A 26,694-nucleotide genomic window follows, 5' to 3' on the forward strand; every position below is an offset into this window, starting at 1 on the left:
TTTTAATATATGCTTTCATAGCTAAATTTGCTAGTATCCTATGAATGCATTAAAAGAAACAAATTTCGACTTCGAAGGCCAGACCAATTTCTATCGCGGTAAAGTGCGAGACATCTATTTTTTTGGTAACAAGATGGCTATGGTAGCCTCAGACAGGATTTCAGCATTTGATGTAATTCTGCCTCGAGCTATACCCTTTAAAGGGCAGGTATTAAATCAGATTGCAACAAAAAATCTTAACGCAACAAAAGATATATGCCCCAATTGGCTGGAGCAAACACCTGATCCCAATGTAGCTATAGGAATAACTTGTGAGACCTTTCCTGTAGAAATGGTAATCAGGGGTTATCTTGCCGGACATGCCTGGCGAGAATATAGAGATGGCAAAAGGTCAGTCTGTGGTGTGACACTGCCGGAGGGACTGAAAGAAAATGACAAATTACCTGAGCCCATCATTACACCTACTACCAAAGCACATGAAGGACATGATGAAGACATTTCCCGAGAGGAAATCATTGCTAAAGGACTTGTGTCTGAAAAAGAATATACTCAATTAGAAGACTATACCCGAAAGCTTTTCCAAAGAGGAAGTGAAATGGCCAATGAAAGAGGATTAATCCTGGTGGATACTAAATATGAGTTTGGAAAACTAGATGGCACCATCTACCTCATTGATGAAATCCATACGCCTGATTCTTCAAGGTATTTTTATGCAGAGGGTTATAAGCTAAGACAGGAAAAAGGTGAGCCTCAGAAACAACTTTCAAAAGAATTCGTTAGACAATGGTTGATATCAAAGGGTTTTCAGGGCAAGGATGGCCAAAAGATCCCCGAAATGACTGACGATGTTGTAAATTCAATTTCTGATAGGTATCTTGAACTTTACGAGAAATTCACAGGAGAATCATTTCAAAAGCAAGACTATAATCAAGTAAATGAGAGGATTAAAAATAGTATTGTAAAAGCAATGAGTTAGACCGCGGTTGTTTCCCAGCCGCCTAAAAATAAATAAAAATGAAATATACTATAGATAAACAAGAGAAATACTGTCTTTTAAAACTTCATGAGGAGAAGTTAGATTCCAATGTTGCTCCCAACCTGAAATCAGAACTTATAACTATTCATGCTGAAGGAGCAAAAAACATTATACTTGATCTTTCAGGAGTAAAATACACTGATTCATCAGGGCTAAGTGCTCTTCTTGTTGGAAACAGAGTAATCCAGGAAAATGGAGGTATTTTTGTTCTTTCCGGGCTTTCTGACCACACCATGAAATTGATAAAAATATCACAACTTGACAGTGTATTGAATATTCTCCCTACTGTAGAAGAAGCCATTGACGCTGTGTTTATGAATGAATTGGAGAATGACCTGAAACAGGGTGAGGATGAGAATTGAGTAGGTTAAAAAAGCTTGTCGTTTCAACTTAAAATACTTGGCTCTAATTCAGCGATGCCTGCCTACGGCAGGCACCACTCAGCCCAGCTGCTTAACGTGCAGAACCACCACTTCCTAATAGATTGTGGAGAGGCTACGCAAATACAGCTCTCAAGGTATAAGTGCAAAACCCTCCGTATCAATCACATTTTCATCAGTCACCTTCATGGTGACCACTACCTGGGATTAATGGGCCTTATCTTCACCATGCACCTGCTAAGGAGAAAAAGTGACCTTTACATATTCGGGCAAAAGGGTTTAAGAGAAATTATAACAACACAACTGAAGTATTCTGATACTATACTTAATTACAACATCCGATTCAAAGAACTTAACCCAAATGAACCTGAGTTACTCTTTGAGGATAATACCATTGAAGTTAGCAGCTTTCCGCTTTTTCACCGTGTACCCTGCTGCGGCTTTCTTTTTAAGGAAAAATCCAAACCAGTAAGACTCAATAAAGATAAACTTCCTCAAAAAATTTCTTTGGCGCATATCGGCCTGCTAAAAAAAGGAGAAGATATATACGACGATCAGGGTAAGCTTCTTCACCGAAACAAAGACCTGACATTACCCCCTAGAAAATCCAGGTCATATGCTTATTGCTCTGACACCAAGTATGAGGAGTCTATCATTCCTCACATCAAAGGAGTAGATTTACTATATCATGAAGCCACCTTTCTAAATGAAAGGGAAATGTGGGCCAGCCAAACTTTTCACTCAACAACAAGCCAAGCCGCGGAAATCGCAAAAAAGGCCAATGTCGGACAACTAGTCATTGGTCATTATTCAGCGCGATACAACGATGTCACCCCCTTTCTAACAGAAGCAAAGGCCGTTTTCAACAATACCATACTTGCAACAGAAGGTGAAGCCATTGACATACCAGACCTATGAAGCACATCATTGATAAAAAGACCAACCTCTTCATAATTCTTAGCGGTATATTCCTAACCAACGCCATTCTAGCTGAATTGGTAGGCATTAAGATATTCTCATTAGAAAGCTCATTGGGTTTTAACCCTGCTCAAATCAATTTATTTGGAGGGTGGGTACTGGACTTTAACCTGACCGCCGGAGTCGTACTTTGGCCGGTTGTGTTTGTAACCACAGATATTATTAATGAATACTTTGGGAAAGAGGGCGTGAAAAAGATTAGTTTCCTGACAGTGATCTTTATCTCTTATGCCTTTCTCATTATAGCTGCCGTAAGTTGGTTAAGCCCGGCAGACTTCTGGATGGAAATCAACAGCACTGATGATGATGGCAATACTTTCAATATGGACTATGCCTTTGATAAAGTATTCCTTCAAGGTGCAAGAATTATTGTAGGTTCACTTGCTGCCTTTTTAATAGGCCAGCTACTCGATGTTTTTGTGTTTCACAAGTTGCGACTGATTACGGGCAGCAAAATGCTTTGGTTACGAGCTACCGGCTCCACTTTAGTATCGCAACTAATTGACAGTTTTGTAGTCCTATTTATAGCTTTTTATTTACTGGCGCCTACCAATGTCCAATGGACATTCTCACAGGTCATGTCAGTCGGTATTATTAACTACATATACAAATTCGCCATTGCCATCATCATGACTCCGACACTTTATATTGCACACCACTTTATAGATAAGTATTTGGGTCGAAACCGGGCAGAGGAAATGATGGAAGATGCTGCCAACAAGAGCGGCTCATTCTTTTAACCTGCTTTTTTCTTTTTAACCTCTTCCTCTTCAGCATTAATCCCTATTTCACAAGGGTAGTCAAAAAGGCATTTGTCCTTAATGGCGCTAACAACCTTTCGGGGGACCATCTTCTCCCACCCTTCCTGGCCGGATTTAATCATCGCTAATACGTTGTCTGATATAATATGTAGATTATCTACATTAGCTCCTTTGATATTTACCAGCTTGCTATTATCAATTAAATATTGATAAAGTCCCTGAAGATTATCTGGTAGCTCAAAGTTATCTAACGTATAGAGTCCCTCTCCTCCCACTTTGTGCGAAGGATAAACATAAAGTTTTACATTATTACCAAACAGTGTACCGAACGCCTCGAGTACTCCTCCCCTCAAATTAGTATAGTACTTCTCCTCAAATACACGCTGTAGATTATAGATACCGAGAATTATACCAATTTTTCTTCCCTTAGTAATCCCTGAAAGATAATCGACTAACTTATAATATTCAGGATAATTAGAGATCATAACATTCTGCCCTAATGAACAGATAATATCTACCCTATTCAGAAAATCCTTTTCATCTATTTCTCCTTCTGTCCTCAAGTCGTTAAGCGTGAGCTCTGTAAGCACCACTATTTTATTCTTTTCAACATCAGGTTCATTTTTAAAGTACCTTCGGGCAGTCAATAACATATCTACATTTACATGTGTTACCGGTCTGAAGCGCCCACGAAGTACAAGCACATTCTTCTTATACAGTGCCTCCGACGGCTGCATAACATTACCATCTGGACCAAACATAGCGGCAGAAGTCATACCACTCCTAACAAGCTTAAGACTCATCAGTCTGTTATCTACATGCCTGAAGTCAGGACCATATATCCTGAACATATCTATTTCTATCCTTCCTGGTGTGAGTCCATCAGAAAGAGAGTCTAACAGCTCTTCAGGGTCTTTTATACAGAAACACCCAAAAATGAGGTTTACACCAATAATTCCAAGCGCTTGTTGTTGTAACACAGCATCATTGTCATGCATTTTAACATGAATGATACACTCGTTATATTCCGACTCTGGGGTACATTGAAAACGTAAGCCTATCCAACCATGCGGTTGATTGGTTCGCTCATAATTTAAAGCCTCTACTGTATTGGCAAAAGTAAAGAACTTCGAGGTTGGTGCTCTATGCGGTAACCTTTCGATCAGCAAGTCATACTCATGCTCCAGCATCTTCATCAATCTTGGCTCGCAGACATACCTTTCGCACATACCATAAATGGCGTCACTAAAGCTCATATCATAAGCTGACATGGTCTTGGCAATGGTTCCTGAAGCTCCGCCTGCCTTAAAAAAATTAGCGGCGACATCCTGCCCCGCTCCTATCTCCGCAAACGATCCATAAATATGCTTATTCAGATTAACTTGAAGTGCCTTCTCTTTGGTAGTCAGTTGTCTTAGTGAATCCATCTTATCTCTTACATTCTGGTCTCAGAACCAAAGTTATATTTTAAATGCGAAAGTATGATACCCATTTACATAATATACAATATTCGAGTGCTTTGTGTTCTAAATATTAGCCTGGACCTTCAAATACAATCACCCTTTTCAGGGGATTAATTAAAATAATTAACTACCGCATATCAAGAAATACACCCTGGGTCCAGTTTTTCTTTTGAATAATCAGAAATTGTCCATATTTTCAGCCCTCAAAATAAAAATTATGGCAAATAGAGGAGGCTTTTCAAGCCGAATAGGTTTTATTGTAGCGGCAGCGGGATCAGCTGTCGGTTTGGGAAATATATGGAAATTTCCTTACGAAGTAGGCCAGAACGGAGGCGCTATGTTTCTGCTGGTATATTTAATTTGTACATTTCTTATCTGCTTCCCCATTATGATAGGAGAAATAGCTATTGGGCGACGAGCTCAAAAAGATGCTTACGGCTCCTATAAATCAATTGGAGGAAAAAAATGGGGTACCATCGGACTTTTCGGAATTCTATGTGGTATCATGATCCTGTCATTTTACAACGTAGTAGCGGGCTGGGCATTTGGCTATTTTCTTGAGATATCCTTTGGCGACCTGCTACAATCAGAAGACTTCAGAAGCTTCTTTGGCGGTTATGTAAGTGACATTTGGGATAACCTCATCTTTTCAATATGTTTCATGATCATCACTGCATTCATTGTAGTTAAGGGTGTTTCAGGAGGTATTGAAAGAGCGTCTAAGATACTTATGCCCATGTTATACGTAATCCTCCTAGGATTAATCGTATACAGTTTGACTCTAGATAATGCAATTGAAGGAATCAAGTTCTACCTGTTACCAGACATTAGTAAACTTAACCTGGAAACTATATACTCCGCTTTAGGACAAGCATTCTTCTCCCTTTCATTAGGTATGGGTGCCTTGATCACGTATGGCTCATATATTGATAAGAAACAAAATATTATTTCATCTGCAGCCATGATCTCAGTAATGGACGTATCTGTAGCTTTCTTAGCTGGCTTGCTCATCTTCCCATTAGTATTTTCTCAAGGCCAGACGCCTTCAGAAGGCCCTGGACTTGTTTTTGTTGCACTACCAGGAGTATTTAACGCCATGGGCCCTGTTATAGGCAAGGTTGTTGGTGGTGGATTCTTCCTTCTACTTTGTTTTGCAGCTTTAACCTCAACGATATCTTTGCTTGAGGTGCCTGTAGCCTACCTGGTAGATGAGAAAAAGCTCCCCAGAAAAGCTGTTGTTTGGATGTTGGCAGCTTTTATTTTTATCGTAGGACTGCCAAGCATGCTATCTCAAGGCGCAGTAGAATCATTTTCATCTCTTGGTTTTTATGGAGATAAATCATTTCTCGATTTCGTATCTGAAGTATTCTCCGATATAAGCTTACCACTCGGTGGATGCCTGATGTCGATCTTTATTGCTGTAAAATGGAAGACACAGAACCTTTCAGATGAGATAAGTGAAGGTAACGAAAGCTATAAAGGATCATTTATGGAAAAAGCCATAAACCTTATCCTTGTATACGTCTCCCCTATTTTATTAGGGCTAATCTTTATTAACACTGTGTTAGATAAATTCTTCGGAATATCGATCATTTGATAAATATCCCGTCAGGCAACATATTTTTCTGCCGCAACCTTTTTCAAATCCTCCCATGCCTCAGGTGTGGGAGGATTTCCTTTTTCGAACACCTCTATCATCCACTTCACCACTGATTTCTTAAATCCAAATTTAGACATTAGATCTTCACAAAATTCGATCTCACTGTCCTCAACCACATTATCGGCATAAACCATCATCACCAAATCGTAAAGCTGGTTCATTTTCTGATCATGGCTCTCAGGTATATTTAAAATATTCTTCTTATCACTTCTTATCAGCAAGGCAATTTGGCGATCTTTAAGCCCATATTTGGCTCCTACCTTGTAAAGCATTTTTTCTTCTTCCGAATGCAGGTGTCCATCAACTTTAGCCAGAGCTATAAGGTTACTCAGGTGATTCTTTTTAAAAGCAAGGTACTGGTGTTCAAAAAATCCTATCATGACAACAAACTTTATATAATACTCTAATTATTTCGACTCCATAGTCTTTTAGTCAATGCAATTACTTCATCAAGGTCGGATTTCTTTAATTCCAACCTCTCAGCAATATTAAGACATAGCAGATACTCTTTTTCTTCAATATTACCGTCAACCATAGACATAAAAACAACATCTGCCAATTGTTCTTCTTTCGCCTCAGACAGTTCGGGCACAATAAACTCAAGATTCTCTATATTGGCCATTACCGACATGATCTGCTCGGGTAAAAGCCCCAATTCTATAGCCCTTTCCTCTAAACATTCCCTTTCCACATCCTCAATGAAACCATCAGCAAAAGCTACCGACACAAGGTTAATAAAATGCTCCAGCTTAATGTTTCTAATCAAATCACTCATTACTATAAAAATTTTCCCAGAGGCCCACAACCTCTACATTTAATCACACAATATTAATCAATTGAATATAATTATTAATGCTTGTACAGCCTGAATAATACATCAGCTTTTATATGATAACCTTAATGAAAAATACGATTTTTTTCTCATCAAATGAAACCGCCACAAAATTTATTGATCAATAAATAGTTCGATTATTGCTCCGTAATCCGCATATTTAAGTATTCAGATGTCAGCAATCTGTTTCATATACCTAACCTATAAAAACTAAAACATTTAAACCCCATGAAACATTTTTTTACCATTCTATTCCTAATAGCTTCATACCCAACATTTTCCCAAGAAACTATCTTCACGGATCGCCCTACAACAACTGATGCCGTTAAACTGATCTCCCCAGGCACATTTCAAATAGAAATGGGCTATATGAATACAATGTATGATGCTGTGGGAATTGATTTTAAAAGCATCACCTCTCCTAATCTGAGCATCAAATATGGTTTGGCAGAATGGTTAGAGCTGCGGCTTCTTGCTAACTACCTAACTTTAAAAGTCGATGCTTACAATATCGAAAACAGTTTATCCGGAGTAGCACCGCTAGTACTAAGCCCTAAACTGAAATTAATTGATCAAAACTCCTGGATACCCAGAATAAGTTTAGCCACTGCAATTTCCTTTCCTGAGCCTGCTAAAGAAGAGTTTCAAACTGATAAGATAAATTACGGAGGACGACTGCTGCTAGAGCATGTCTTCAATGACCGATACTCTTGGTCACATGGCTTTGGAGCTGACTGGGATGACTCAAGAGAAACAACCTGGGCTTACTCTTCTGCATTTAGTGCTTCCATTTCTGATAAATTCGGTGCTTTTACAGAAATATTCGGATACTTTGCAACGGGTTTTCCATCAACACATAGTATTGACGCAGGGCTTACCTATCTCTTAAGCAGCAATTTACAGCTCGACACCTCTGTAGGTCTACCTCTTAATGACAATGCGCCAGACTTTTTCTATAGCATGGGCATAGCATGGAACACAAACTTCAAAAAATGACCTACTCTACTCGATAGATCCTTGCCATGGTATTGCGATGTACCCTGGGATTTAAGATATGGAGCAATAGATCAAAGTTTGAAGGATTGATCTCTTCAATGAGAACCAGCTGTTTACCTGGAAAAAGTTGTTGTACCCTACTCTTTCTGGCATCAAAGTTCTGATCCCCTTTAAAGACCACATAGTTGGGCTGCTTACCCGTGCTTTCAATTTCATGGGTAAGCTGTTCAATTGTTTTCTCAGTACCCAGATTAAAAGTTACTATAAACTCAGGGTCAGCATATTTTTCATTTACCTCTACCTGACCAAAACCCAGCTCTCCATTCTGAATCTCATCAAAATCAGCACAATTGCTACCAAGATAATAAACAGGTGGCTGTTTTACCTTACCACGCTCACTCTCAATAATCACGGCACTTACATCTTCCTGTTGTGACAGGTAATGTAACGGGGCTACCCTGTCTTTCTTAGTAAAAGTTAGTGCAAGGGCTATAGCCGCAATAACGTTGATAGTCCAAAAAAACTTCCAAAGGCCTCTGTATAACACTTCATGACGGCTCCAAAAACGTGATTTATCTTTAAAAGTATTCCAACCTATTACTCCCATTATTATAAGTAATGGATACATGGGAAGCAGAAAACGCTCTTGTTTGTTAGGGAAAAAGGAATGCACAAGAAAAAAGATCAAAACTGCCAGGAATATTTTAGGCTCAACCTTCCATGTTTTTAAATAACCCCACATCAAAAAGACACTAACTGGCGGAACCAAAAAACCGAATGTGGTTAACAAAAACTTAAACGGCGACCCCGTAATATAATTATATGCATTTTCGCTATTGTAAATAAAGTAGTCTACTACATACTGATACGGATAATCAAAAAACAGCATATCAGGAATACCAATCAGCACAAAAGTTATGAGCAAAAAGCCAAGAGTAAACAAAATACTTTGAAGCCATTGTTTCCTAAAAAGAAGCACAATCCCCAGTCCCCCTGCAAACAGTACAATATGAAGCCTAATGGTAAATGCAATACCAAATAATACCCCTGCTAGCAGCCAGGGAATCCATTTTCCCGCATGCCCCCTTTCAGCTTTTAACATAACGTAAAAGCCAGCAAGAACCGGAGGAACACAAACCAATTCAGCCAGGAATTTCACACTAAGATATGGCATAAACCAAAGTACCGCCAGAATCCACCCCGCGAGTATTGCATTTCTCTTACTAGATATAAGTTCTACTATTTTATACCCGAAGTATACCACAAACATTGAGTATACTGCATGCACTAGCCTAAGTACAGTAGCTTTCACTTCAGTGTCCACTATACTTAATGCACTCATTATCCACATTAAAATAGCATTAGCTCCAGCATAAACCATGCTATGCTTAGGTGGATGCTCTCCCTGTAACCATTGAGGAACACCCTCCGCCCAGCTGTTGGCCACCCTTATTACACAGAAATGATCATCATGAAAAGCATACCCTTTGGAAAAGAATGCAGCCAGAAGCCGCAAGACCAATGCTGCAAAAAGTATAGCCCTTAAAGGGTTTTCATCTATAAAAACGCGAAGTCGGGATTTGTTTATTGAGGTCAAAACATGCAGATTAAAAGATGTGCAAAACTAAATCTAATAAAGCATGAAGTCAAGAAGCTCAACACAATAGAAAAACATTTAACAAGGCTGCCTCTCCTGAATCACGATTAGAAAGTTCTCCAAAAATAGACTTACGTAACAAAAAAAATACTGTTTCCCGACCTTTCAGTACAAGAAACAGTACTCATCCTTTTAGTTGACAACACTTATTTTGTTGTTGCAACCTCTTGTTCTCGCAACTCTCTTCTCAATATTTTTCCTACATTTGATTTAGGGAGTGCCTCTGTAAACTCTATATGCTTTGGCCTTTTGTAACCTGTAAGGTTTTCATCACAATAAGCATCAAGCTCTTCTTTAGTGAGAGAATCGTCTTTTTTCACCACAAAAACCTTAACAGCCTCATTAGACTTTGGATCAGGAACACCAATTGCAGCTACTTCAAGCACTTTCGGGTGACCTGCTACCACATTCTCTACTTCATTGGGATAAACGTTAAAGCCTGAAACATTGATCATGTCCTTCTTCCTGTCCACAATTTTAAAAAAGCCTTCATCGTCCATCTGTCCCATATCTCCTGTTCTAAACCAGCCTCCTTTGAAGAACACTTTGCTACTTTCGGCTTCTCTTTTCCAGTAACCTCTCATTACCTGCGGACCCCTTGCACAGATCTCACCTACTTCGCCTTTACCCAACTTATTTCCGTTCTCATCAAATAACGCCATTTCTGTACTTGAGACAGGTAAACCAATTGTTCCCATTTTATGGGTACCATCCAGTGGGTTAACGGACAACACGGGAGATGTCTCGCTCAAGCCATAACCTTCTACCAACGGACCTCCTGTCACCTGTTCCCATTTCTTAGCGACAGCATCCTGAACTGCCATACCACCGCCGATCGCACCTTTTACTGATGAAAAGTCCACATCCTTAAAATCAGGCTGGTTAAGCAGACCATTGAAAAGAGTATTCACTCCGGTAAACAGGGTAAACTTGTGTTTTTTCAGTTCCTTAACGAACCCTTTCATATCACGTGGATTTGTTATTAGTACATTTTTAGCGCCGATCCTCAACATGAATATACCATTTACAGAGAGAGCAAAAATGTGATATAAAGGTATTGCTGTTATCATTGTTTCGGTTTTCCCCTCTTCCAAAAGAGGAGAAAACCAATGTCTGACCTGCTGTGTATGCGCCACTATATTTCGATGTGATAGCTGGGCTCCTTTAGAAACACCGGTGGTTCCACCAGTGTATTGTAAAAATGCCAAATCCTCAGGATCTATTTCAGGCTTCTTATACTCAAAATTACCCCCCTCAGAAAGGATTTTCTTGAACTTTACTGCATTGGGCAGATTAAATGAAGGCACCATTTTTTTTACGTGTTTCACTACGAAGTTCACAATGCTACCTTTTAAACCTCCCAACATATCACCTAGCTCAGTTACAATAACATGCTGGATGGAAGTATTTTTAATAACCTTTTCCAGGTTCGAAGCAAAATTAGCTACGATAACCACCGCCTTAACTTCTGCATCTTTAAATTGATGTTCCATCTCACGGGGAGTATATAGTGGATTTGTATTTACCACTATCAGGCCTGCTCTGAGAGCTCCTACCAAAGCCACTGGATATTGCAACATGTTTGGCATTTGCAAGGCAATAGTATCTCCTTTTTTTAGGTTTAATTTATTTTGAAGGTATGCTGCAAAATTTTGTGATAAAACGTCGAGCTCTTTAAAGGTGATGGCCTTTCCCATATTCTCAAAAGCCTCCTTACCCGAATTTTTAGCAAATGAATCTTCAAACATCTCCACCAGAGACTTATACTCTATCTCACCGATCTCTGCAGGAATACTTTTTGGGTATCTTTTCACCCAGGGGAACTCGCTCATTTATAAAAATCATTGGTTTACGCGACCAATATTGCAAAAATTTAGTGAATATCAGAACAGAACGGGCAAAAAGTTATGCATAACTAACACTTTAGCAGCTTAGTCGGGATCAGAATAGAATTTTGTTTGGTTTAATGAAAAAAGATGGCCCTCACTCCTAGCCATCTTTTTTTCCAATAAACCTAAACTTAAAGAAACTTGCTGTAGGGGGAGGATTCGAACCTCCACGAAGCGGTTAGTTCCCATTGCTATTGGATGCTTTAAGGAATTTATCCCGAATTCTCCACCCTCGAGACCGGAGGGCTTGTCTGCCAGTTTCAACACCCTACATTGTGTTTGTTTGACATTTCAAAGGTAGAAAAAGGATTCAATTTTTAAAAAAATACTAATCATAATACAAATTATTTACAATATTTTTAATATAATTGTTTCACAATTAACAAATACAAAATTAACCTGCTAATTCATGCCTGCTAATTATGAAATTGACAATATAGATCTCAAAATATTGGAGATCTTGCTAAAAAACGCAAAAAAACCCTACACCGAAGTAGCCAAACAAGTCTTTGTATCTGGAGGAACCGTACATGTACGGATGAAAAAGCTGGAAGACATGGGTATTGTAGAAGGTACTACTCTGAACCTTGACTATACGAAACTCGGATACGACATCACAGCATTTATTGGGATCTTCTTATCTAAGAGTGCACTCTACGATGAAGTAATAGCTGAGCTAAAGCAAATACAGGAGGTTGTCAATGTACACTATACTACTGGCAATTATAGTATGTTTGCGAAAATACATTGCAAGGACACCCAACATTTGAAAGATGTTCTTCATGATAAAATTCAACGGGTAGAAGGTATAGTTCGCACCGACACCATGATATCTCTGGAAGAAAGCATTAATCGCAGTATTCAACTCGAGATGAAGTGATTGATTTATACTATCATTCAATAGGCTTTTTCAATACCAAAATTTATCTCTCAGGAACCTTAAAGTACAAATTTTGTTGTACATTTGCATAGTAATTTGAAATTAGTCTAAATAACCGGAATGAGTAAAGACAACCAGATTTTAGAAGAATTTACCTCGAAAGAATACGAGCACGGCTGGAACATAGATATAGAAGCAGACCAGGCTCCCAAAGGCCTGAATGAAGATATAGTCCGCTTCATTTCCGCAAAAAAAGAGGAGCCCGAATGGCTTCTTGAATGGAGACTAAAAGCCTACAGGGCATGGACTAAAATGAAAGAGCCTAAATGGGCCAATGTTGGATTTCCTGAGATCAACTACCAGGACATCATTTATTACTCAGCCCCTAAGCAGAAAGCAAAACCCAAGAGTCTGAATGAGGTAGATCCTGAGCTTTTAGAAACTTTTAAAAAGCTGGGAATATCTCTGGAGGAGCAAAAAAGGTTAACAGGTGTAGCTGTTGATGCTGTTTTGGACAGTGTTTCTGTGGCCACTACTTTTAAAGACAAACTTGCTGAATTAGGCATCATATTCTGCTCTTTCAGCGAAGCTGTAAGGGAGCACCCGGAGTTGGTAAAAAAACACCTCGGCTCTGTTGTCCCTATTAGTGACAATTATTTCGCTGCCTTAAATTCTGCTGTATTCTCTGACGGTTCATTCTGCTACATTCCTAAAGGAGTACGTTGCCCTATGGAACTTTCCACTTACTTCAGGATCAACGCAGCAAATACAGGACAGTTCGAGAGAACATTAATCGTGGCTGAAGAGGGCTCATACGTCAGCTATCTTGAAGGCTGTACAGCCCCGCAAAGAGATGAAAATCAATTACACGCTGCTGTAGTAGAAATATATGCTAAAAAAGATGCCGAGGTAAAATACTCAACGGTTCAAAACTGGTACCCTGGTGATAAAGATGGAAAAGGTGGCATTTACAATTTCGTAACCAAACGAGGTATTTGTGCCGGAGACAATTCTAAGATATCATGGACGCAGGTTGAAACCGGCTCTTCCATTACATGGAAATACCCTTCATGTATATTAAAGGGGGACAATTCAATTGGTGAATTTTACTCAGTCGCTGTAACTAATAACATGCAGCAAGCTGATACCGGCACCAAAATGATCCACATAGGTAAGAACACAAAATCAAGGATTGTATCTAAAGGTGTATCGGCCGGGCACTCACAAAATAGTTACCGCGGTCAGGTAAAAGTTATGAAAAGAGCTGAAGGTGCTCGTAACTTCTCTCAGTGCGATTCATTACTTATGGGGGATAAATGTGGAGCACATACTTTCCCATACATAGATATAGAAAACAAATCAGCTCAGATAGAGCATGAAGCTACCACTTCAAAAATCGGTGAAGATCAGATTTTCTATTGTACTCAGAGGGGAATAGATGAGGAAAAAGCTGTAGCCCTCATTGTGAATGGCTATTGTAAAGAAGTGCTAAATCAGCTACCTATGGAATTCGCTGTTGAAGCTCAAAAACTGCTAGCACTAACTCTCGAAGGTAGCGTTGGGTAACCTTAAAAACGAATTGTTTTACTAACAAAATAATACTGAATAATTAATAACTGTAAACAGTAACCGCCAATCACAATCCGAACATTGAGAAACAGGCTGCGGCTAACTGTAAACTGAATAACTGAATATGCTAAGCATTAAGAACTTACACGCATCAATTGAGGGAAAAGAGATACTTAAAGGTATCAATCTGGAAGTGAAGCCAGGAGAAGTACATGCCATTATGGGACCTAACGGTTCAGGAAAAAGTACTTTGGCTTCTGTACTTGCCGGCCGTGAAGAGTATGAAGTAACTGCAGGTGAGGTGACTTATATGGGTCAGGACCTTCTGGACCTTGCCCCTGAAGAAAGAGCTCGTGAAGGTGTATTCCTTGCTTTTCAGTACCCTGTGGAAATACCCGGTGTGAGCACAACCAATTTCTTAAAAACTGCCCTTAATGAGGTTCGCGAGCATAAAGGCCTGGAACCCCTTGATGCGGTATCTTTTCTTACCATGATGAAGGAAAAAATGAAGCTGGTAGAGATTGATCAAACCCTTCTCAGCCGTTCATTAAACGAGGGATTTTCTGGTGGAGAAAAGAAGCGCAACGAAGTCTTTCAGATGGCTATGCTTGAGCCAAAGCTTTCTATACTTGACGAAACTGATTCAGGATTGGATATTGATGCCCTACGTATTGTTGCCAATGGTGTAAATAAACTTAAAACCAATGACAATGCTACGATCGTAGTAACCCACTATCAAAGACTTCTTGACTACATCGTTCCTGACTATGTGCACGTACTTTACAAAGGAAAAATAGTAAAATCCGGAAGCAAAGAACTTGCTCTTGAACTTGAAGAAAAAGGATACGACTGGATAAAAGAAGAAGCAGATACTACTACAACGTAAAATTACTGGCAACAATATGAGCGAATCCACTAAAGACATAAGTTTAGAAAAAGAGTTTGTTGATAATTTCAAAGCACTGGAATCACGAATAAACGGAGCCAGTGCTTTACCCGTACACCAAATTAGAAAGGAAGCTATCAGCGCTTTTCAAAAACTTGGAGTACCAACGACAAAAAATGAAGAATATAAATTCACCGACCTTAATAAATCACTAAGGAAAAATTTTGACTTCACCTCCCCTTCCCTCTCGGGAAAGGTCAACAAAGAAACCATCAACAAATATTTCCTTCCGGAAATAGAAGCCAATAAACTGGTGTTCATTAATGGCGTCTACTCTGCTGAGTATTCATCAATTATGAGTCCGGAAGATCAACTCTCCGTAAAGGATTTTGGTACTGCTTCAAAAGAAAACGAGGAGCAATTGCAATCTTATTTCGCCAAATATGCAGACTATCAATCTGATGCATTTATTGCACTAAATACGGCATTTGCAGAGCATGGTTCTTTTATCCATATCCCTGAGAACAAAGTAGTTGATAAGCCTATAGCACTGTACTTTTTTAACGATGCTCAAACAGAAAAATGCTACAACCAACCCAGAAATCTGTTTGTGGTAGGAAAGAACAGCCAAGCTAAATTTATTGAAGTTTTCAACACCATAGGTGATTTTTCGAGCTTCACAAATATTGTTTCTGAAATCGTAGTCAATGAAAACGCTCATGTTGACTACTACAAAATCCAGAATAATAAGGATACGGCTTTTCATGTAGGGACTACTCAAGTATGGCAAGCTCGCAGCAGTCACTTTTCTGCATATACCTTTACCCTAGATGGTGCTATGATTAGAAACAACTTGAATATAGCCTCTGACGGAGAAGGTTGTGAGACTCACATGTATGGTTTGTATCTATTGCACGGCAAAACCCATGTTGATAACCACACTGTCGTTGACCACATCAAACCCAACTCTTTTAGTAACGAGTTGTATAAAGGTATTATGGAGGATCAATCTCATGGTGTCTTCAATGGCAAAGTATACGTAAGACAGGCAGCCCAAAAAACAAACGCTTTTCAGTCAAATAAAAACATACTGTTAAGTGATACAGCCACTATAAACTCTAAACCACAATTAGAGATATGGGCAGATGATGTTAAATGTTCTCATGGGTGTACTACCGGACAGCTTGATGAAGAAGCTATGTTTTACCTTCAATCACGTGGTATAAGCAAAGAGAGGGCTCGGGTATTGTTACTATATGCATTTGCCACAGATGTACTTGAAAACATTAAACTGGAGCCTCTAAAAAATCACCTTGAAAACATAATTTCCGAACGATTACATAAAGACTTTTAAATATGTCTGCAATAAGTCAGGAAACCTTGAAAACATTGGACATAGAGGCTATTCGAAATGAGTTCCCGATCCTGCATCAGGAGATTAACGGAAAGCCCCTGGTTTACTTTGATAATGCAGCGACTACTCAAAAGCCAAATGCCGTAATTCAGGCACTATCAGACTATTATGAAGGGTATAATTCCAACATACATCGCGGCATACACACGCTGGCAGAGAAGGCTACAAAAGCATACGAGGCCACACGTACCTCACTACAAGCTTTCCTGAATACCAAAGAAAGTGAAGAAATAATCTTCACTAAGGGAACTACAGAATCCATTAATCTGGTTGCGGCGACTTACGGACGACAAAATGTAAAAGAGGGGGATGAAATCATTGTTTCCGGCATGGAGCATCACTCTAATATTGTACCTTGGCAAATTCTTGCCGAAGAAAAAGGAGCATCCATTAAGGTTATTCCGGTAAAGGAAAATGGTGAACTGGACTATGACCACTATTTAACCCAACTTAATAGTAGTACAAAAATTGTTGCAGTCAATCATGCTTCTAATAGCATGGGTACCATTAACCCAATTAAAGATATTATAAAGGCTGCTCATGACGTGGGTGCTAAAGTTTTAATCGATGGCGCCCAGGCCTCAGCGCATCTTCCCATAGATGTTCAGGATCTTGACTGTGATTTTTACGCTATTTCAGCTCACAAATTTTATGGCCCAACAGGTACTGGAGCGCTTTACGGTAAGCGTCAACTTCTTGAAGCCATGCCTCCATATCAGGGTGGTGGCGAGATGATCAAAGACGTAAGTTTTGAGAGTACCACTTACAATGACATCCCATACAAATTTGAAGCTGGAACACCCAACATTGCCGATGTAGTGGCCTTTAAGGCGGCTATCGAATTTATTGAAAATACAGGTAAAGTCTCAATGGCCAAGTATGAATTAGAACTACTGCAATATGCCACCGAAGCCGTTTCCTCGATAAAAGATATTCGCCTGATAGGTACCTCCCCAAACAAAGTCAGTGTGCTTTCGTTTGTAATGGAAGGTGTTCATCACTTTGATATAGGTCAGATGCTGGATGCCAGGGGAGTAGCTGTAAGAACAGGCCATCATTGCACTCAGCCCTTAATGGACAGGTATGGAATAGAAGGAACTGTCCGTGCCTCATTTGCTGTTTACAATACGATAAATGAAATCGACCAAATGGTTGAGGGGCTTGAAAGAATTGTAAAATTCATGAAGTAAACTTTCAATGACCGAATCAATAGAAAAAGTTCAGAATAAAATTATAGAGGAGTTTTCCATCTTGGATGGAGACCAGGAAATGACCAATTTCTACATTATGGAGTTGGGTCAGAAACTGCCTGAAATGGACGAGGCAGATAAAACGGAAGATAATATTGTAAAGGGTTGCCAATCCAAAGTGTGGCTTACCGCAAGCCTTCAAAATGGCAAAGTAGGTTACCTGGCTGACAGTAATACAGCGATTACAAAAGGATTAGTCAGCCTTTTAGTACGAGTTTTATCTAACCAAACTCCTGATAACATTATCAATGCGGAGCTATTTTTCCCTCAAAAAATGGGCATGGACCGTTTCATCGGTACCCAACGGTCAAATGGCTTTGCAGCAATGGTGAAGCAAATGAAATTGTACGCCCTTGCCCTAAAAAGTAAAGCAGAAGCATAAAGGAGAAATTTTATGAGTCAACAAACGGAAAATAAAGAAACGGAAGTATCGCTTAGAGATAAGGTTCTTGAGGCACTTAAAACAGTGTACGATCCGGAGATACCTGTAGATATTTATGAGTTAGGGCTTATCTATGAAATAAGTGTTCACCCTGTAAATAATGTCTATATTTTGATGACTTTAACCTCTCCGAACTGTCCTGCGGCAGAATCAATACCAACAGAGGTAGAGCAAAGCGTTAAAAAAATAGAAGGCGTTAACGATGTGAATGTTGAGATCACCTTTGACCCACCCTACTCTCAAGAAATGATGTCTGAGGCTGCCAAGCTTGAGTTAGGGTTCCTATAAGACTTAATAGTAAATTAAAACACTACACTAATACTAAATACTTACAACTTATGTATCCAGAAGAATTAGTAGCACCTATGAGAACAGATTTGACTTCAGTTGGATTCACTGAACTCAAAACTGCGGAGGAAGTTGATAATCATTTAAAAGACCTTAAAGGCACCTCATTGCTTGTAATTAACTCAGTGTGCGGATGTGCAGCTGGCGCAGCAAGACCTGGTGTTAAGTGGGCAGTCGAACAAAGTTCCAAAAAGCCTGATCACCTTACTACTGTATTTGCAGGAGTTGATCAGGGTGCAGTGGCTAAAGCCAGGGAGTATACTTTACCTTACCCTCCTTCTTCACCATCCATCGCTTTATTCAAAGATGGTGAATTGGTTCATTTCATTGAAAGACACCACATTGAGGGAAGAACTGCTGAAATGATCGGAAATCACCTGATAGAAGTATTTAACGAATACTGCTAACAGTAAAAACATAAACACTTCACTAAGCTGTTTGGAACAAACCTCCAAACAGCTTTTTTATTCTCAGACTATCCAGCATTTTATACCTTGGGTATGACCCTATAGCAAATGCTCAACCTGTGCAGTATCACACCATGTACTGGTCGAAAAAGGGCATCAAAACAGGGTCAAGCATGAGTATATACCGCATTTAAAAAAGCTGGTTACCTGTAAGGTGGCTAAATCTTAACGTGTTTGTTAAACTCGGATATTGCCTGAGGGGTACCCATTATAAAAATGATATCATCCTGAAGCACTTGGGTTTCCTTTGTAATGTTGATTTGAAAATCACCATCACGTTGTATGGCAATTAGGGTAATGCCATATTTATGTCTAACGCCAGACTCTTCAAGAGTTTTTCCAACAATATCATTATCAGATTGCTTCACTGAAAGTGAGCTTATCCGTAGGTTGGGAATGTGCAAACTCGCTGCAGCCATACCTTTTGGTCTAAGCATTTGGTTACCATCACTACGAATATCACTAACAAAGTTCTCAATTTCTTCCTCAGGAACCAGGTACTTGTTCAACACCCGTGTAAATATTTCAATTGAAGTTTCAAATTCTTCTGATATAACCTCATCGGCCCCAAGGCGGAGTACACCCTCCACTTCCGTTTCATACCGTGTCCGTAAAATAATATAAACAGTTTTACAAATGTCCCTGATTGCCGTCACAATCTTCTTACTCGCCGCTGGATCAGAAATAGCGATAACAGCTACCCTGGCACTCCATATGTTGACATGCTCAAGTATGAATGGGCTAACAGCATCTCCAAAAAGTATTGGCTCTCCTTTAGCTTTTTCAGCCTTAACTGTTTCTGCATTCATCTCGATGATCACATAAGGGATATTGGCCCGTTTTGCCACGGCGGCTACATTTCTGCCATTTATACCAAATCCAATGATCACTATATGATCCTTCATTGCATTTTCTCCCTCCGACTCTCCTCCTACATCGTTCCAATAATTGAACCTGGCCAACCCTCTTGATAGCTGGGTACTGGAGAACAGGTTAATTATATTTCCTGAAGCCATAAACACTAATGGGGTGATGCCCATTGATAATATCGAAATAGATAAAAAATATTGGTTAGTACCTGAATCGATCAGTCCATTTTCAATACCAACCTTGGAAAGAATAAAAGCAAACTCCCCTACTTGGAAAAGGGCCAAACCTGTTAAAATAGAAACTCTTGGTGGGTATTTTAAAACGGCTCCCGCAAGCGTAGCGATCAGTCCTTTAATGATGAAGACCACCACTGTAAAACCAAGAATAGGAAAAAGATGCTGATAAAAAAATGAAACATCCAGCAGCATACCTATAGACACAAAGAAAAAACTTGTAAATATCTCCCGAAAAGGCAACACTTGACTGGTAGCTTGGTGACTATATTCAGACTCAGAAATAATCAAACCCGCAATAAAAGCTCCAAGTGCCAGTGACAGTCCGATACTGGAAGTTAACCATGCAACGGCCAAACAGGACACTACAATGGTGAGGATAAACAGCTCCCGACTTCTGGTTTTAGCCACTTCATACAAAAGTCTGGGAAAAATGTACCGTGCAGCCAACACCACCAGCCCAATAACAAAAAGTGTTTTTAAAGCCAAAGATAACAAGGTGAACGCCACATCATCAGTCCTCCCTGAAAGTATCGGTGCCAACAACATCATTGGCACTACTATGATATCCTGAAATATCAGAATAGCCAGTGATATTTTACCATGAGGGCTGTTGATCTCACTTCTACTTTGTAAGAGGTTGAGGACAATAGCTGTACTACTTAATGAAAAAAGAAACCCTATAAAGACTGCCTTTGTTAAAGAGTAGTCCATCAGGTAAGCTATTAAAGAGGCTACGGCAATGGTTACGAAGACCTGAAAGCTCCCTCCCAGGAAAACCGCTTTTTTAATGGCCGCCAGGCTCTTCAGAGAAAACTCCAGACCAATAATAAACAATAGTAGGATAACCCCTATCTCAGAGAGTATTTCTACTTCATGAGAAGCTTCAACAAGACTAAGACCATGTGGTCCAGCCACAACGCCTGTTATTAAAAAACCAAGTATGGTTGGTAGTTTTAACCTTTGGAATATCAGGATAACAACCACTGAAAGGCCGAGTATAACTATGACATCCTGTAATAAAGGTATTTCCATGTATAATTATTTATTCCCCAACTATTGGAGGCACCCTAGCTTAACACAGGGTAGATTTTTACATTATTCTCTAAAACGAGAACCTACTTTGAAAATGCTTAAGCTCTTCCATCAGGCTTATAGGCTCTGGCAATGACAAAGCTTTGTTCAGTATCTGATTAGGTTGCACTCTTAGCTCTCTCAATTTCAAGTGCTGGTTAACAAAAATAAACTCGAGTTCCGGTATCATCTGCTTGAGCGTATCCACAATATCCAATATCTTCAAATCTCTGTTAACCAGGTTATAAACACCGGTTTGAAGCGGCCCATCCAACACATGTGATAGTGCCTGAGCTACATGGTCAATATGAATAAATGACCTGCGTTGTCTACCATCACCATGAATGGTGATCCTTTTATAGAAATTGGCTTCAAATACAAACTTATTGATCACTGCATCAAAGCGCATGCTTCGATTGTAACCATACACATTACCACACCTAAAAATATAAGTATCAATTTTATCACTTAGCCTTCCTACATGCTCCTCCCCTCTCATTTTAGATATTCCGTAAAACGTTTTTGGGTTTGGAGTAGCTGCTTCTTCAACAGATGATTTAGAAGAACCATAAACACCAGTGCTACTGGTAAAAATAAATTTTTTAACATCACTTTCCTCTACAGCATATACCAACTCCGCGGTCCCCCAATGGTTTACCTGCTCATAAAAATGAGGATCCGTATCAGCAAAGGGAGTAGTCACTTTAGCTGCAAGATGGTAAACTACGTCTACTCCTTTCAATACCTTTTTAAGAAACCGGGAATCCAGCAACTCCCCTTTAACAAAGCTGATACGCTCAGGGTTACTGAAATTATGTCCTAAAAATAAATTATAGTTTGCCCGACTGAGATTATCATAAATTATTATTTCTTCAACATCTTCTCTTTGGGTGAGTACATTTACCAGTTCGGTACCTATATATCCGGCACCTCCAGTGATCAGAATTTTCATTTATAAAGTCATTTAAAAAATAATAGGGTAAAACTGGCTCAGCAATTACCCTTAACTGAAAGCCATACTTGATATCACCTCTATTTACTTAACTAAATCAGTATGTAGACCGCACTCGGTTTTACTCATTCCATACCATCGAGCCTCCCTCTCCATCATTTCAGGATCAACCTTTCGTGTACATGGTTCGCAACCAATGCTGAGGTAACCCGAATTTTCGAGTGGATGCTTTGGCAGGTTATATTCCTTCTGATACTGATAGATCATCTTAGCGTTCCAATCCAGCATCGGGTGAAACCTAATAGTACCATGCGGCGCTGGTTGTTCCATTTTCATAGCCTTGCGCACAGCACTCTGATCTGCTCTTACACCATTGATCCAGATGTCATTTTGCATCAAAAGCGCATCTACAGGCTGAGTCTTATTCAAATAACAGCAATGATCCGGATCTGATGTAAAAAGAAGTCTGCCATCAGTTCCTCGCTGCATAAATTTAGGAGTATTAGACCTGAGATCAATAACCTCAAGGCCAAATTCCTGTGACACTCTATCCTTAAACTCTACCGTTTCAGGAAAATGATACCCAGTATTAATAAATACTACCTGAATGTCTTTATTGATCCTACTAATTATATGCAATAGTACAATACTGTGAGACTGAAAAGAAGAGGTGGTAAACATCTTCTTCCCTTCCGATGCATATTTCTCAAATTGCTCTTTTATCCCTTCAAATGTCACCTTAGTATAGCCATTAGTGTTCAACCAAAGATATCCAAATGCTACTCAAAAGAAATGAAATTGAGGAACTTATTGATCAAATCGACTAAAATTTTTATACTCCTCAAAAAGTGCGGTTATTATCTATTCTTCTTACCTATTTTTAGTTATAAGCTTTAATACTAAGGCGCAGGGTAAGCTGACTTTTCTGCTTAGGAAAAGCCTAAGATTACATTTCAAAGTTGAGGACTAATGTTTTATCAATACAGCTAGTTTCTCTTTTAAAGCAAAGGTTCTCTAAGGATACCCAATTTAAACCTGATCCTTATCAAGCTGTTGTATCCAGTTTTTAATCAGCTTTATACCTTCTTCATGTACAGTGGAACGTCCCAATTCTGGCATCATAATGGCTGGGTCATTAGACTGCATTCTATAAATAAGAATGGACTCATTTGGCTCCCCTGGCACAATATCATATTTTAAACCACCACTACCCTTTCCAGCAGCAACGGGCGCCTTAAAAATACCCATTGCATGGGCCTCATGTGCCTCGGTAGTTAGATCAAGACCGGAGTTTTTTGCTGGACCATCACTTCTGTGGCAATGCCCACAATTGATCTCCAGATAAGCTCTGGCTCGCTGTTCAAGACTCTCTGTATCATTCTCCCATTGCACCAGTGTCGGCCATTGGTCTGCCGGAGGTGCATTTTTTAGCCACTTTTTGTTAACCAATTTGGCCAGTTGATTATCTCCATCCTGGCCTAACTTATTCAACTGTCTCGCAGAAGGGCCTATTGGCGTTATTTTACCTTTTCTATCGTGGCAGCTTTTACATTGTAGCATGTTGGGAACAGCGTAATCGATAGTACCCTGAGAAACTAACTGCAAAGGCACTTTTTTTCCTGTGATTTCAATAAAAGCATCGGTCTGTTCGTCATTCCATATATAAACAAGGGCCTTCCAACCTTCCGGCTCATTAACCAAAAGGCGCGTTTCTATTATTCCTCCTTTCCCTCCTGTAAGTTGCTCACCTGAGTAGTGAAAGTTCTTGATTAGAATGGTCCCTTCAGGAAATTCCAGCACTTCATCATCATTATAAATGATCTCTTTACTCTCTGGCAGATATATAAATCTCTTTTTCAAAGCATAATCCGTAAATAAAGGACTATTGATGTCATAAGGAAAAACTCGATCACCAGGATTCAGGTCTGCCAGTTTTCCTTCAAAAAAATTATAGTCAGAGAGTTTTGCCTTACCATATTTAACGTAGCTAGCTGTATCTGGCATTTGCCATGCCAATTCATGAGTCATAGCGGTGGCTTGCTGCTCGTTTTCGGTAGTATTCGCCACTTCACCTCCACATGATGTCAACATCATGAGTCCAACAAGGGCCAATCCCAGTAATAACTTCATAATCTTATAACTTGCAATTAAATATTTCAGGATAGCTTTTGAGATTATCAAAATCATTTGCGGCATCTAAATCGGTCGTCTTCACCGACTCCTCTTCCTGGATACATATTCTATACTCTTCGTTGATAGAGCCATCATCAGAGAGGTATGCCTCTGAACGTATGCCATCCCAGGCAATGTCTGGTAAGGAAAATCCAAAATTGAACACAAAAAGTTTCCCAAAATCATTATTCAGAGCGGGGAGCCAGTAAGATGACTCAATCCTATTATCATGCGTGTAGATTTTTCTAGGATACGGGTTGTAGTTTTTATCCTGCTTGTAATTGTTATTTACCGTCTGTGCTGAGCCAACACCATCTGCTTCTTCAGAAGTTTCTCCTGAAATAGCTGCTACGAGTTCGTAACTGATAATGGCTATACCTATGGTCTTATTATCGGTAATCTCATTGTCGTAAAGCTCCACCCCTTCTGTGGCCAATATTATCATACCTGTACCCTTTGGTACAACTCCAACAATATTGCCTGCCGGCGCAAAATTTTCAAAGTTGTTCTCATAAACCTTATTATTATACACTTTTATATTTTTACCATACCGGGTTAAACCGGGTAAATCAAATACAAGAATTCCTCCCGTATTATGATAAGCCACATTATCGTAAATCTCTACATTTTCTGAGTTTTCACTTTCTATACCTGCCACATTCCAGTACACTTCGTTATTTCTTATAATCACACCTTCTGACTGTCCTACATAAACACCAGCATCACTGGCACCTATTACAATACATTCTTCAATCAGCACGTTTTTACAGATTACCGGATAAAGCCCATATGCTCCATTCTCCTCAGACACCTCACCAGTCCATGCAGACTTCACCCGCCTGAAGGTAATACCATCTGTATCTGTAACTTTGATATTATCACCGGCAGCATCTTCAATAGAAAGGTCCTCAATAGTGATATTCTCACAGTTCGCAACTCTTATACCTTCAGCCCCCTCTTTCTGGTCTTTAAATGATAATATAGTTTTATCTATACCTTGCCCCTTTATAGTCACATGCTTCTTTCCTTCCAGAATCAGGCTGCCACTAAATAGAAATTGTCCTTCAGGAAGCTCGATAACGGAACTGTCCTCTGCCATGATAAATTCAGAAAGCAACTGCTGCTGCTTATCTTCAAAGTTTCTTTCGGGTAGGTATTCGGCAGGTTGATCACATGAAAAAGTTATTGCAGCAATAGCAATAACCAGAGATAGTCTTCTAATCACAGGTTTTTCAATTTATTTATAAATAATTATTACTTTGAGAAATAATTAATCCGGATACTGCAAAGTAAAATGACACTTTGAACAGGCTCCGGATGTCTACTAACGCCAATATATTGAATATTTAAACAAAATCGATAGGCAAACCTGCGAGATTTCGACACTTGTAAGATTATGTTATCGAATGAACCAATTAATATGAGTAAACCTTTATCCCCATTCACCTGCTCGTACTCTCCTAATCTACCGGAACTACTCAATCAATTAAATTGCACCGTAGCTATCAGCACCTACCAGGCAGGGAAGGTAATACTAATCAGTGCCATGAATAACAATAACCTTATTCAGCTACCTCGAAACTTTCAGAAGCCAATGGGGATGGCTTTCAACGGTAAAAAAATGGCAATAGCTACCAAAGATGAAGTTATTATTCTTGCCAATTCTCCAGAAATGGCTCCAAACTACCCTAACCAGCCCAACACCTATGATTCGCTGTATTTACCGCGTGTTACATACTATTCGGGAGCTATTGATATTCATGACCTTGAATGGGTTGATGGCAAGTTATGGGCAGTAAACACTTTGTTCTCCTGCCTCGTAACACTGGATGAAGATTATAGCTTTAAACCTGTATGGAAACCTCCCTTCGTAACAACATATGCTCCGAGTGACTTTTGCCACCTGAACGGACTGGCTATGGAAAATGGAAGGCCCAAATTTACAAGTGCACTGGGTGATGGGAATACTACCGAGAGCTGGCGTACCGGCAAAGCCAGTGGTGGAATAATTATTGATGTTGAAACCGACGAGATAATAACCAGAAATCTCGCCATGCCTCATTCACCTAGAATTTATGAAGGTGAACTATTCACCCTGCTATCGGCTACCGGAGAATTGATAAGGATAGATACCAATACAGGTAAGTATGATGTCATTAAAAAATTTGATGGTTTTGTAAGAGGTATGGTCAGACATGGTGACTACCTTTTTATCGGACTATCTAAATTAAGAGAAACTAGCTCTACATTTCGAGATCTACCAATTGCCAAAAGGTCGTTGTTCTGTGGCATAATGGTTTTACATTTGCCAACAGCAGGTATTGTTGGTCATATTAAATATGAAAACAGTGTTGAGGAAATATACGATGTAAAGATAATGGCAGGCAGCAGACGTCCTGGATTACTCAACCATGAAAGCGCCAATCACAAAGTGGCTATAACATCACCTGTTGGAGATTTCTGGGCTATGAAAAGAGATAACTAG

General features: G+C 39.5%; 26 protein-coding genes. 15 read left to right on the plus strand and 11 right to left on the minus strand.

Features of this window, described 5'->3' with window-relative positions:
- The first annotated feature begins 40 nt into the window (after positions 1-40).
- Genes JMN32_RS22920 through JMN32_RS22935 form a run of 4 tightly spaced genes read left to right on the plus strand, consistent with a single transcriptional unit; the run spans position 41 to position 3,134 of the window.
- Positions 41-976 carry a phosphoribosylaminoimidazolesuccinocarboxamide synthase gene (locus JMN32_RS22920; RefSeq protein ID WP_202858720.1) on the plus strand — a complete coding sequence of 312 codons (936 nt, stop codon included), beginning with the start codon at positions 41-43 and terminating at the stop codon, positions 974-976.
- A 38-nt stretch (positions 977-1,014) separates the two neighbouring features.
- A complete protein-coding gene (locus tag JMN32_RS22925) occupies positions 1,015-1,398 on the plus strand; it encodes an STAS domain-containing protein (protein ID WP_202858721.1) in 384 nt (127 codons plus the stop codon).
- 15 nt (positions 1,399-1,413) lie between these two features.
- Positions 1,414-2,334 carry a ribonuclease Z gene (locus JMN32_RS22930; RefSeq protein ID WP_202858722.1) on the plus strand — a complete coding sequence of 307 codons (921 nt, stop codon included), beginning with the start codon at positions 1,414-1,416 and terminating at the stop codon, positions 2,332-2,334.
- Positions 2,331-3,134 carry a queuosine precursor transporter gene (locus JMN32_RS22935; protein WP_202858723.1) on the plus strand — a complete coding sequence of 268 codons (804 nt, stop codon included), beginning with the start codon at positions 2,331-2,333 and terminating at the stop codon, positions 3,132-3,134. The genes JMN32_RS22930 and JMN32_RS22935 overlap by 4 nt, the downstream gene beginning before the upstream one ends.
- Here the strand turns inward: JMN32_RS22935 and JMN32_RS22940 are convergent.
- Entirely contained in the window at positions 3,131-4,582 is a 1,452-nt protein-coding gene (locus JMN32_RS22940) for a TonB-dependent receptor (protein WP_202858724.1), read from the minus strand. The two genes, JMN32_RS22935 and JMN32_RS22940, sit on opposite strands and share 4 nt — an antisense overlap.
- A 253-nt stretch (positions 4,583-4,835) precedes the next feature.
- On the opposite strand from JMN32_RS22940, the gene JMN32_RS22945 reads away from it, so the two are divergent.
- On the plus strand, positions 4,836-6,215 hold the full coding sequence (locus tag JMN32_RS22945; protein ID WP_202858725.1) for a sodium-dependent transporter: 1,380 nt from the start codon (positions 4,836-4,838) through the stop codon (positions 6,213-6,215).
- Positions 6,216-6,226: 11 nt separating this feature from the next.
- On the opposite strand, the gene JMN32_RS22950 is transcribed toward JMN32_RS22945, so the two are convergent.
- Entirely contained in the window at positions 6,227-6,658 is a 432-nt protein-coding gene (locus JMN32_RS22950; RefSeq protein ID WP_202858726.1) for a tellurite resistance TerB family protein, read from the minus strand.
- 23 nt (positions 6,659-6,681) lie between these two features.
- Positions 6,682-7,053, minus strand: coding sequence for a hypothetical protein (locus JMN32_RS22955; protein WP_202858727.1), 372 nt, complete (start codon positions 7,051-7,053; stop codon positions 6,682-6,684).
- A gap of 285 nt (positions 7,054-7,338) precedes the next feature.
- Between JMN32_RS22955 and JMN32_RS22960 the strand changes: the two genes are divergently transcribed.
- Entirely contained in the window at positions 7,339-8,106 is a 768-nt protein-coding gene (locus JMN32_RS22960; RefSeq protein ID WP_202858728.1) for a transporter, read from the plus strand.
- 1 nt (position 8,107) lies between these two features.
- Here the strand turns inward: JMN32_RS22960 and JMN32_RS22965 are convergent, their stop codons facing one another.
- From JMN32_RS22965 to JMN32_RS22975, 3 genes are all read right to left on the minus strand, one after another.
- Entirely contained in the window at positions 8,108-9,703 is a 1,596-nt protein-coding gene (locus JMN32_RS22965) for an ArnT family glycosyltransferase (protein ID WP_202858729.1), read from the minus strand.
- A gap of 206 nt (positions 9,704-9,909) precedes the next feature.
- Positions 9,910-11,595 carry an AMP-binding protein gene (locus JMN32_RS22970; RefSeq protein WP_202858730.1) on the minus strand — a complete coding sequence of 562 codons (1,686 nt, stop codon included), beginning with the start codon at positions 11,593-11,595 and terminating at the stop codon, positions 9,910-9,912.
- A gap of 99 nt (positions 11,596-11,694) precedes the next feature.
- Complete coding sequence (locus JMN32_RS22975; protein ID WP_202858731.1) at positions 11,695-11,916, minus strand: hypothetical protein; 222 nt, start codon at positions 11,914-11,916, stop codon at positions 11,695-11,697.
- 145 nt (positions 11,917-12,061) lie between these two features.
- On the opposite strand from JMN32_RS22975, the gene JMN32_RS22980 reads away from it, so the two are divergent.
- From JMN32_RS22980 to JMN32_RS23015, 8 genes are all read left to right on the plus strand, one after another.
- Entirely contained in the window at positions 12,062-12,532 is a 471-nt protein-coding gene (locus JMN32_RS22980; RefSeq protein ID WP_202858732.1) for an Lrp/AsnC ligand binding domain-containing protein, read from the plus strand.
- Positions 12,533-12,652: 120 nt separating this feature from the next.
- Positions 12,653-14,098: a Fe-S cluster assembly protein SufB gene (sufB, locus tag JMN32_RS22985; protein ID WP_202858733.1), complete on the plus strand. Its 1,446-nt coding sequence runs from the start codon at positions 12,653-12,655 to the stop codon at positions 14,096-14,098.
- A gap of 127 nt (positions 14,099-14,225) precedes the next feature.
- The gene (sufC, locus tag JMN32_RS22990) at positions 14,226-14,987 is read left to right on the plus strand and encodes a Fe-S cluster assembly ATPase SufC (protein ID WP_202858734.1); all 762 of its coding nucleotides are present in this window, start codon (positions 14,226-14,228) and stop codon (positions 14,985-14,987) included.
- Between the two features lie 16 nt (positions 14,988-15,003).
- The gene (gene sufD, locus JMN32_RS22995; RefSeq protein WP_202858735.1) at positions 15,004-16,341 is read left to right on the plus strand and encodes a Fe-S cluster assembly protein SufD; all 1,338 of its coding nucleotides are present in this window, start codon (positions 15,004-15,006) and stop codon (positions 16,339-16,341) included.
- Between the two features lie 2 nt (positions 16,342-16,343).
- The gene (locus JMN32_RS23000) at positions 16,344-17,591 is read left to right on the plus strand and encodes a cysteine desulfurase (protein WP_317191798.1); all 1,248 of its coding nucleotides are present in this window, start codon (positions 16,344-16,346) and stop codon (positions 17,589-17,591) included.
- 7 nt (positions 17,592-17,598) lie between these two features.
- On the plus strand, positions 17,599-18,033 hold the full coding sequence (locus JMN32_RS23005) for a SufE family protein (RefSeq protein ID WP_202858736.1): 435 nt from the start codon (positions 17,599-17,601) through the stop codon (positions 18,031-18,033).
- 12 nt (positions 18,034-18,045) lie between these two features.
- Positions 18,046-18,381 (plus strand): SUF system Fe-S cluster assembly protein, encoded by a 336-nt coding sequence (locus tag JMN32_RS23010; protein WP_202858737.1) that lies wholly within the window; start codon positions 18,046-18,048, stop codon positions 18,379-18,381.
- A gap of 50 nt (positions 18,382-18,431) precedes the next feature.
- A complete protein-coding gene (locus JMN32_RS23015) occupies positions 18,432-18,848 on the plus strand; it encodes a BrxA/BrxB family bacilliredoxin (protein WP_202858738.1) in 417 nt (138 codons plus the stop codon).
- 218 nt (positions 18,849-19,066) lie between these two features.
- Here JMN32_RS23015 and JMN32_RS23020 read toward each other — a convergent pair whose 3' ends face one another.
- The 5 genes from JMN32_RS23020 to JMN32_RS23040 form a co-directional block, all read right to left on the minus strand.
- Positions 19,067-21,046, minus strand: a complete 1,980-nt coding sequence (locus JMN32_RS23020) for a monovalent cation:proton antiporter family protein (protein ID WP_202858739.1) — start codon at positions 21,044-21,046, stop codon at positions 19,067-19,069.
- 70 nt (positions 21,047-21,116) lie between these two features.
- A complete protein-coding gene (locus tag JMN32_RS23025; protein WP_202858740.1) occupies positions 21,117-22,037 on the minus strand; it encodes an NAD-dependent epimerase/dehydratase family protein in 921 nt (306 codons plus the stop codon).
- An 84-nt stretch (positions 22,038-22,121) separates the two neighbouring features.
- Positions 22,122-22,775 (minus strand): phosphoadenylyl-sulfate reductase, encoded by a 654-nt coding sequence (locus JMN32_RS23030; RefSeq protein ID WP_202858741.1) that lies wholly within the window; start codon positions 22,773-22,775, stop codon positions 22,122-22,124.
- Positions 22,776-23,066: 291 nt separating this feature from the next.
- Positions 23,067-24,167 carry an SO2930 family diheme c-type cytochrome gene (locus JMN32_RS23035; RefSeq protein WP_202858742.1) on the minus strand — a complete coding sequence of 367 codons (1,101 nt, stop codon included), beginning with the start codon at positions 24,165-24,167 and terminating at the stop codon, positions 23,067-23,069.
- A 4-nt stretch (positions 24,168-24,171) separates the two neighbouring features.
- A complete protein-coding gene (locus JMN32_RS23040; protein WP_317191800.1) occupies positions 24,172-25,434 on the minus strand; it encodes a parallel beta-helix domain-containing protein in 1,263 nt (420 codons plus the stop codon).
- Between the two features lie 195 nt (positions 25,435-25,629).
- Between JMN32_RS23040 and JMN32_RS23045 the strand changes: the two genes are divergently transcribed.
- Positions 25,630-26,694 (plus strand): TIGR03032 family protein, encoded by a 1,065-nt coding sequence (locus tag JMN32_RS23045; protein WP_202858743.1) that lies wholly within the window; start codon positions 25,630-25,632, stop codon positions 26,692-26,694.

It is taken from the genome of Fulvivirga marina, from assembly GCF_016775155.1.
GTDB lineage: Bacteria > Bacteroidota > Bacteroidia > Cytophagales > Cyclobacteriaceae > Fulvivirga > Fulvivirga marina.

Bases quoted from the DNA above. Each gene is read 5' to 3' on its own strand.
- JMN32_RS22920 (WP_202858720.1), top strand. From the start codon at position 41: ATGAATGCATTAAAAGAAACAAATTTCGACTTCGAAGGCCAGACCAAT.
- JMN32_RS22925 (WP_202858721.1), top strand. From the start codon at position 1,015: ATGAAATATACTATAGATAAACAAGAGAAATACTGTCTTTTAAAACTT.
- JMN32_RS22935 (WP_202858723.1), top strand. From the start codon at position 2,331: ATGAAGCACATCATTGATAAAAAGACCAACCTCTTCATAATTCTTAGC.
- JMN32_RS22940 (WP_202858724.1), bottom strand. From the start codon at position 4,582: ATGGATTCACTAAGACAACTGACTACCAAAGAGAAGGCACTTCAAGTT.
- JMN32_RS22945 (WP_202858725.1), top strand. From the start codon at position 4,836: ATGGCAAATAGAGGAGGCTTTTCAAGCCGAATAGGTTTTATTGTAGCG.
- JMN32_RS22950 (WP_202858726.1), bottom strand. From the start codon at position 6,658: ATGATAGGATTTTTTGAACACCAGTACCTTGCTTTTAAAAAGAATCAC.
- JMN32_RS22955 (WP_202858727.1), bottom strand. From the start codon at position 7,053: ATGAGTGATTTGATTAGAAACATTAAGCTGGAGCATTTTATTAACCTT.
- JMN32_RS22960 (WP_202858728.1), top strand. From the start codon at position 7,339: ATGAAACATTTTTTTACCATTCTATTCCTAATAGCTTCATACCCAACA.
- JMN32_RS22970 (WP_202858730.1), bottom strand. From the start codon at position 11,595: ATGAGCGAGTTCCCCTGGGTGAAAAGATACCCAAAAAGTATTCCTGCA.
- JMN32_RS22980 (WP_202858732.1), top strand. From the start codon at position 12,062: ATGCCTGCTAATTATGAAATTGACAATATAGATCTCAAAATATTGGAG.
- sufB (WP_202858733.1), top strand. From the start codon at position 12,653: ATGAGTAAAGACAACCAGATTTTAGAAGAATTTACCTCGAAAGAATAC.
- sufC (WP_202858734.1), top strand. From the start codon at position 14,226: ATGCTAAGCATTAAGAACTTACACGCATCAATTGAGGGAAAAGAGATA.
- sufD (WP_202858735.1), top strand. From the start codon at position 15,004: ATGAGCGAATCCACTAAAGACATAAGTTTAGAAAAAGAGTTTGTTGAT.
- JMN32_RS23000 (WP_317191798.1), top strand. From the start codon at position 16,344: ATGTCTGCAATAAGTCAGGAAACCTTGAAAACATTGGACATAGAGGCT.
- JMN32_RS23005 (WP_202858736.1), top strand. From the start codon at position 17,599: ATGACCGAATCAATAGAAAAAGTTCAGAATAAAATTATAGAGGAGTTT.
- JMN32_RS23010 (WP_202858737.1), top strand. From the start codon at position 18,046: ATGAGTCAACAAACGGAAAATAAAGAAACGGAAGTATCGCTTAGAGAT.
- JMN32_RS23015 (WP_202858738.1), top strand. From the start codon at position 18,432: ATGTATCCAGAAGAATTAGTAGCACCTATGAGAACAGATTTGACTTCA.
- JMN32_RS23020 (WP_202858739.1), bottom strand. From the start codon at position 21,046: ATGGAAATACCTTTATTACAGGATGTCATAGTTATACTCGGCCTTTCA.
- JMN32_RS23025 (WP_202858740.1), bottom strand. From the start codon at position 22,037: ATGAAAATTCTGATCACTGGAGGTGCCGGATATATAGGTACCGAACTG.
- JMN32_RS23035 (WP_202858742.1), bottom strand. From the start codon at position 24,167: ATGAAGTTATTACTGGGATTGGCCCTTGTTGGACTCATGATGTTGACA.
- JMN32_RS23045 (WP_202858743.1), top strand. From the start codon at position 25,630: ATGAGTAAACCTTTATCCCCATTCACCTGCTCGTACTCTCCTAATCTA.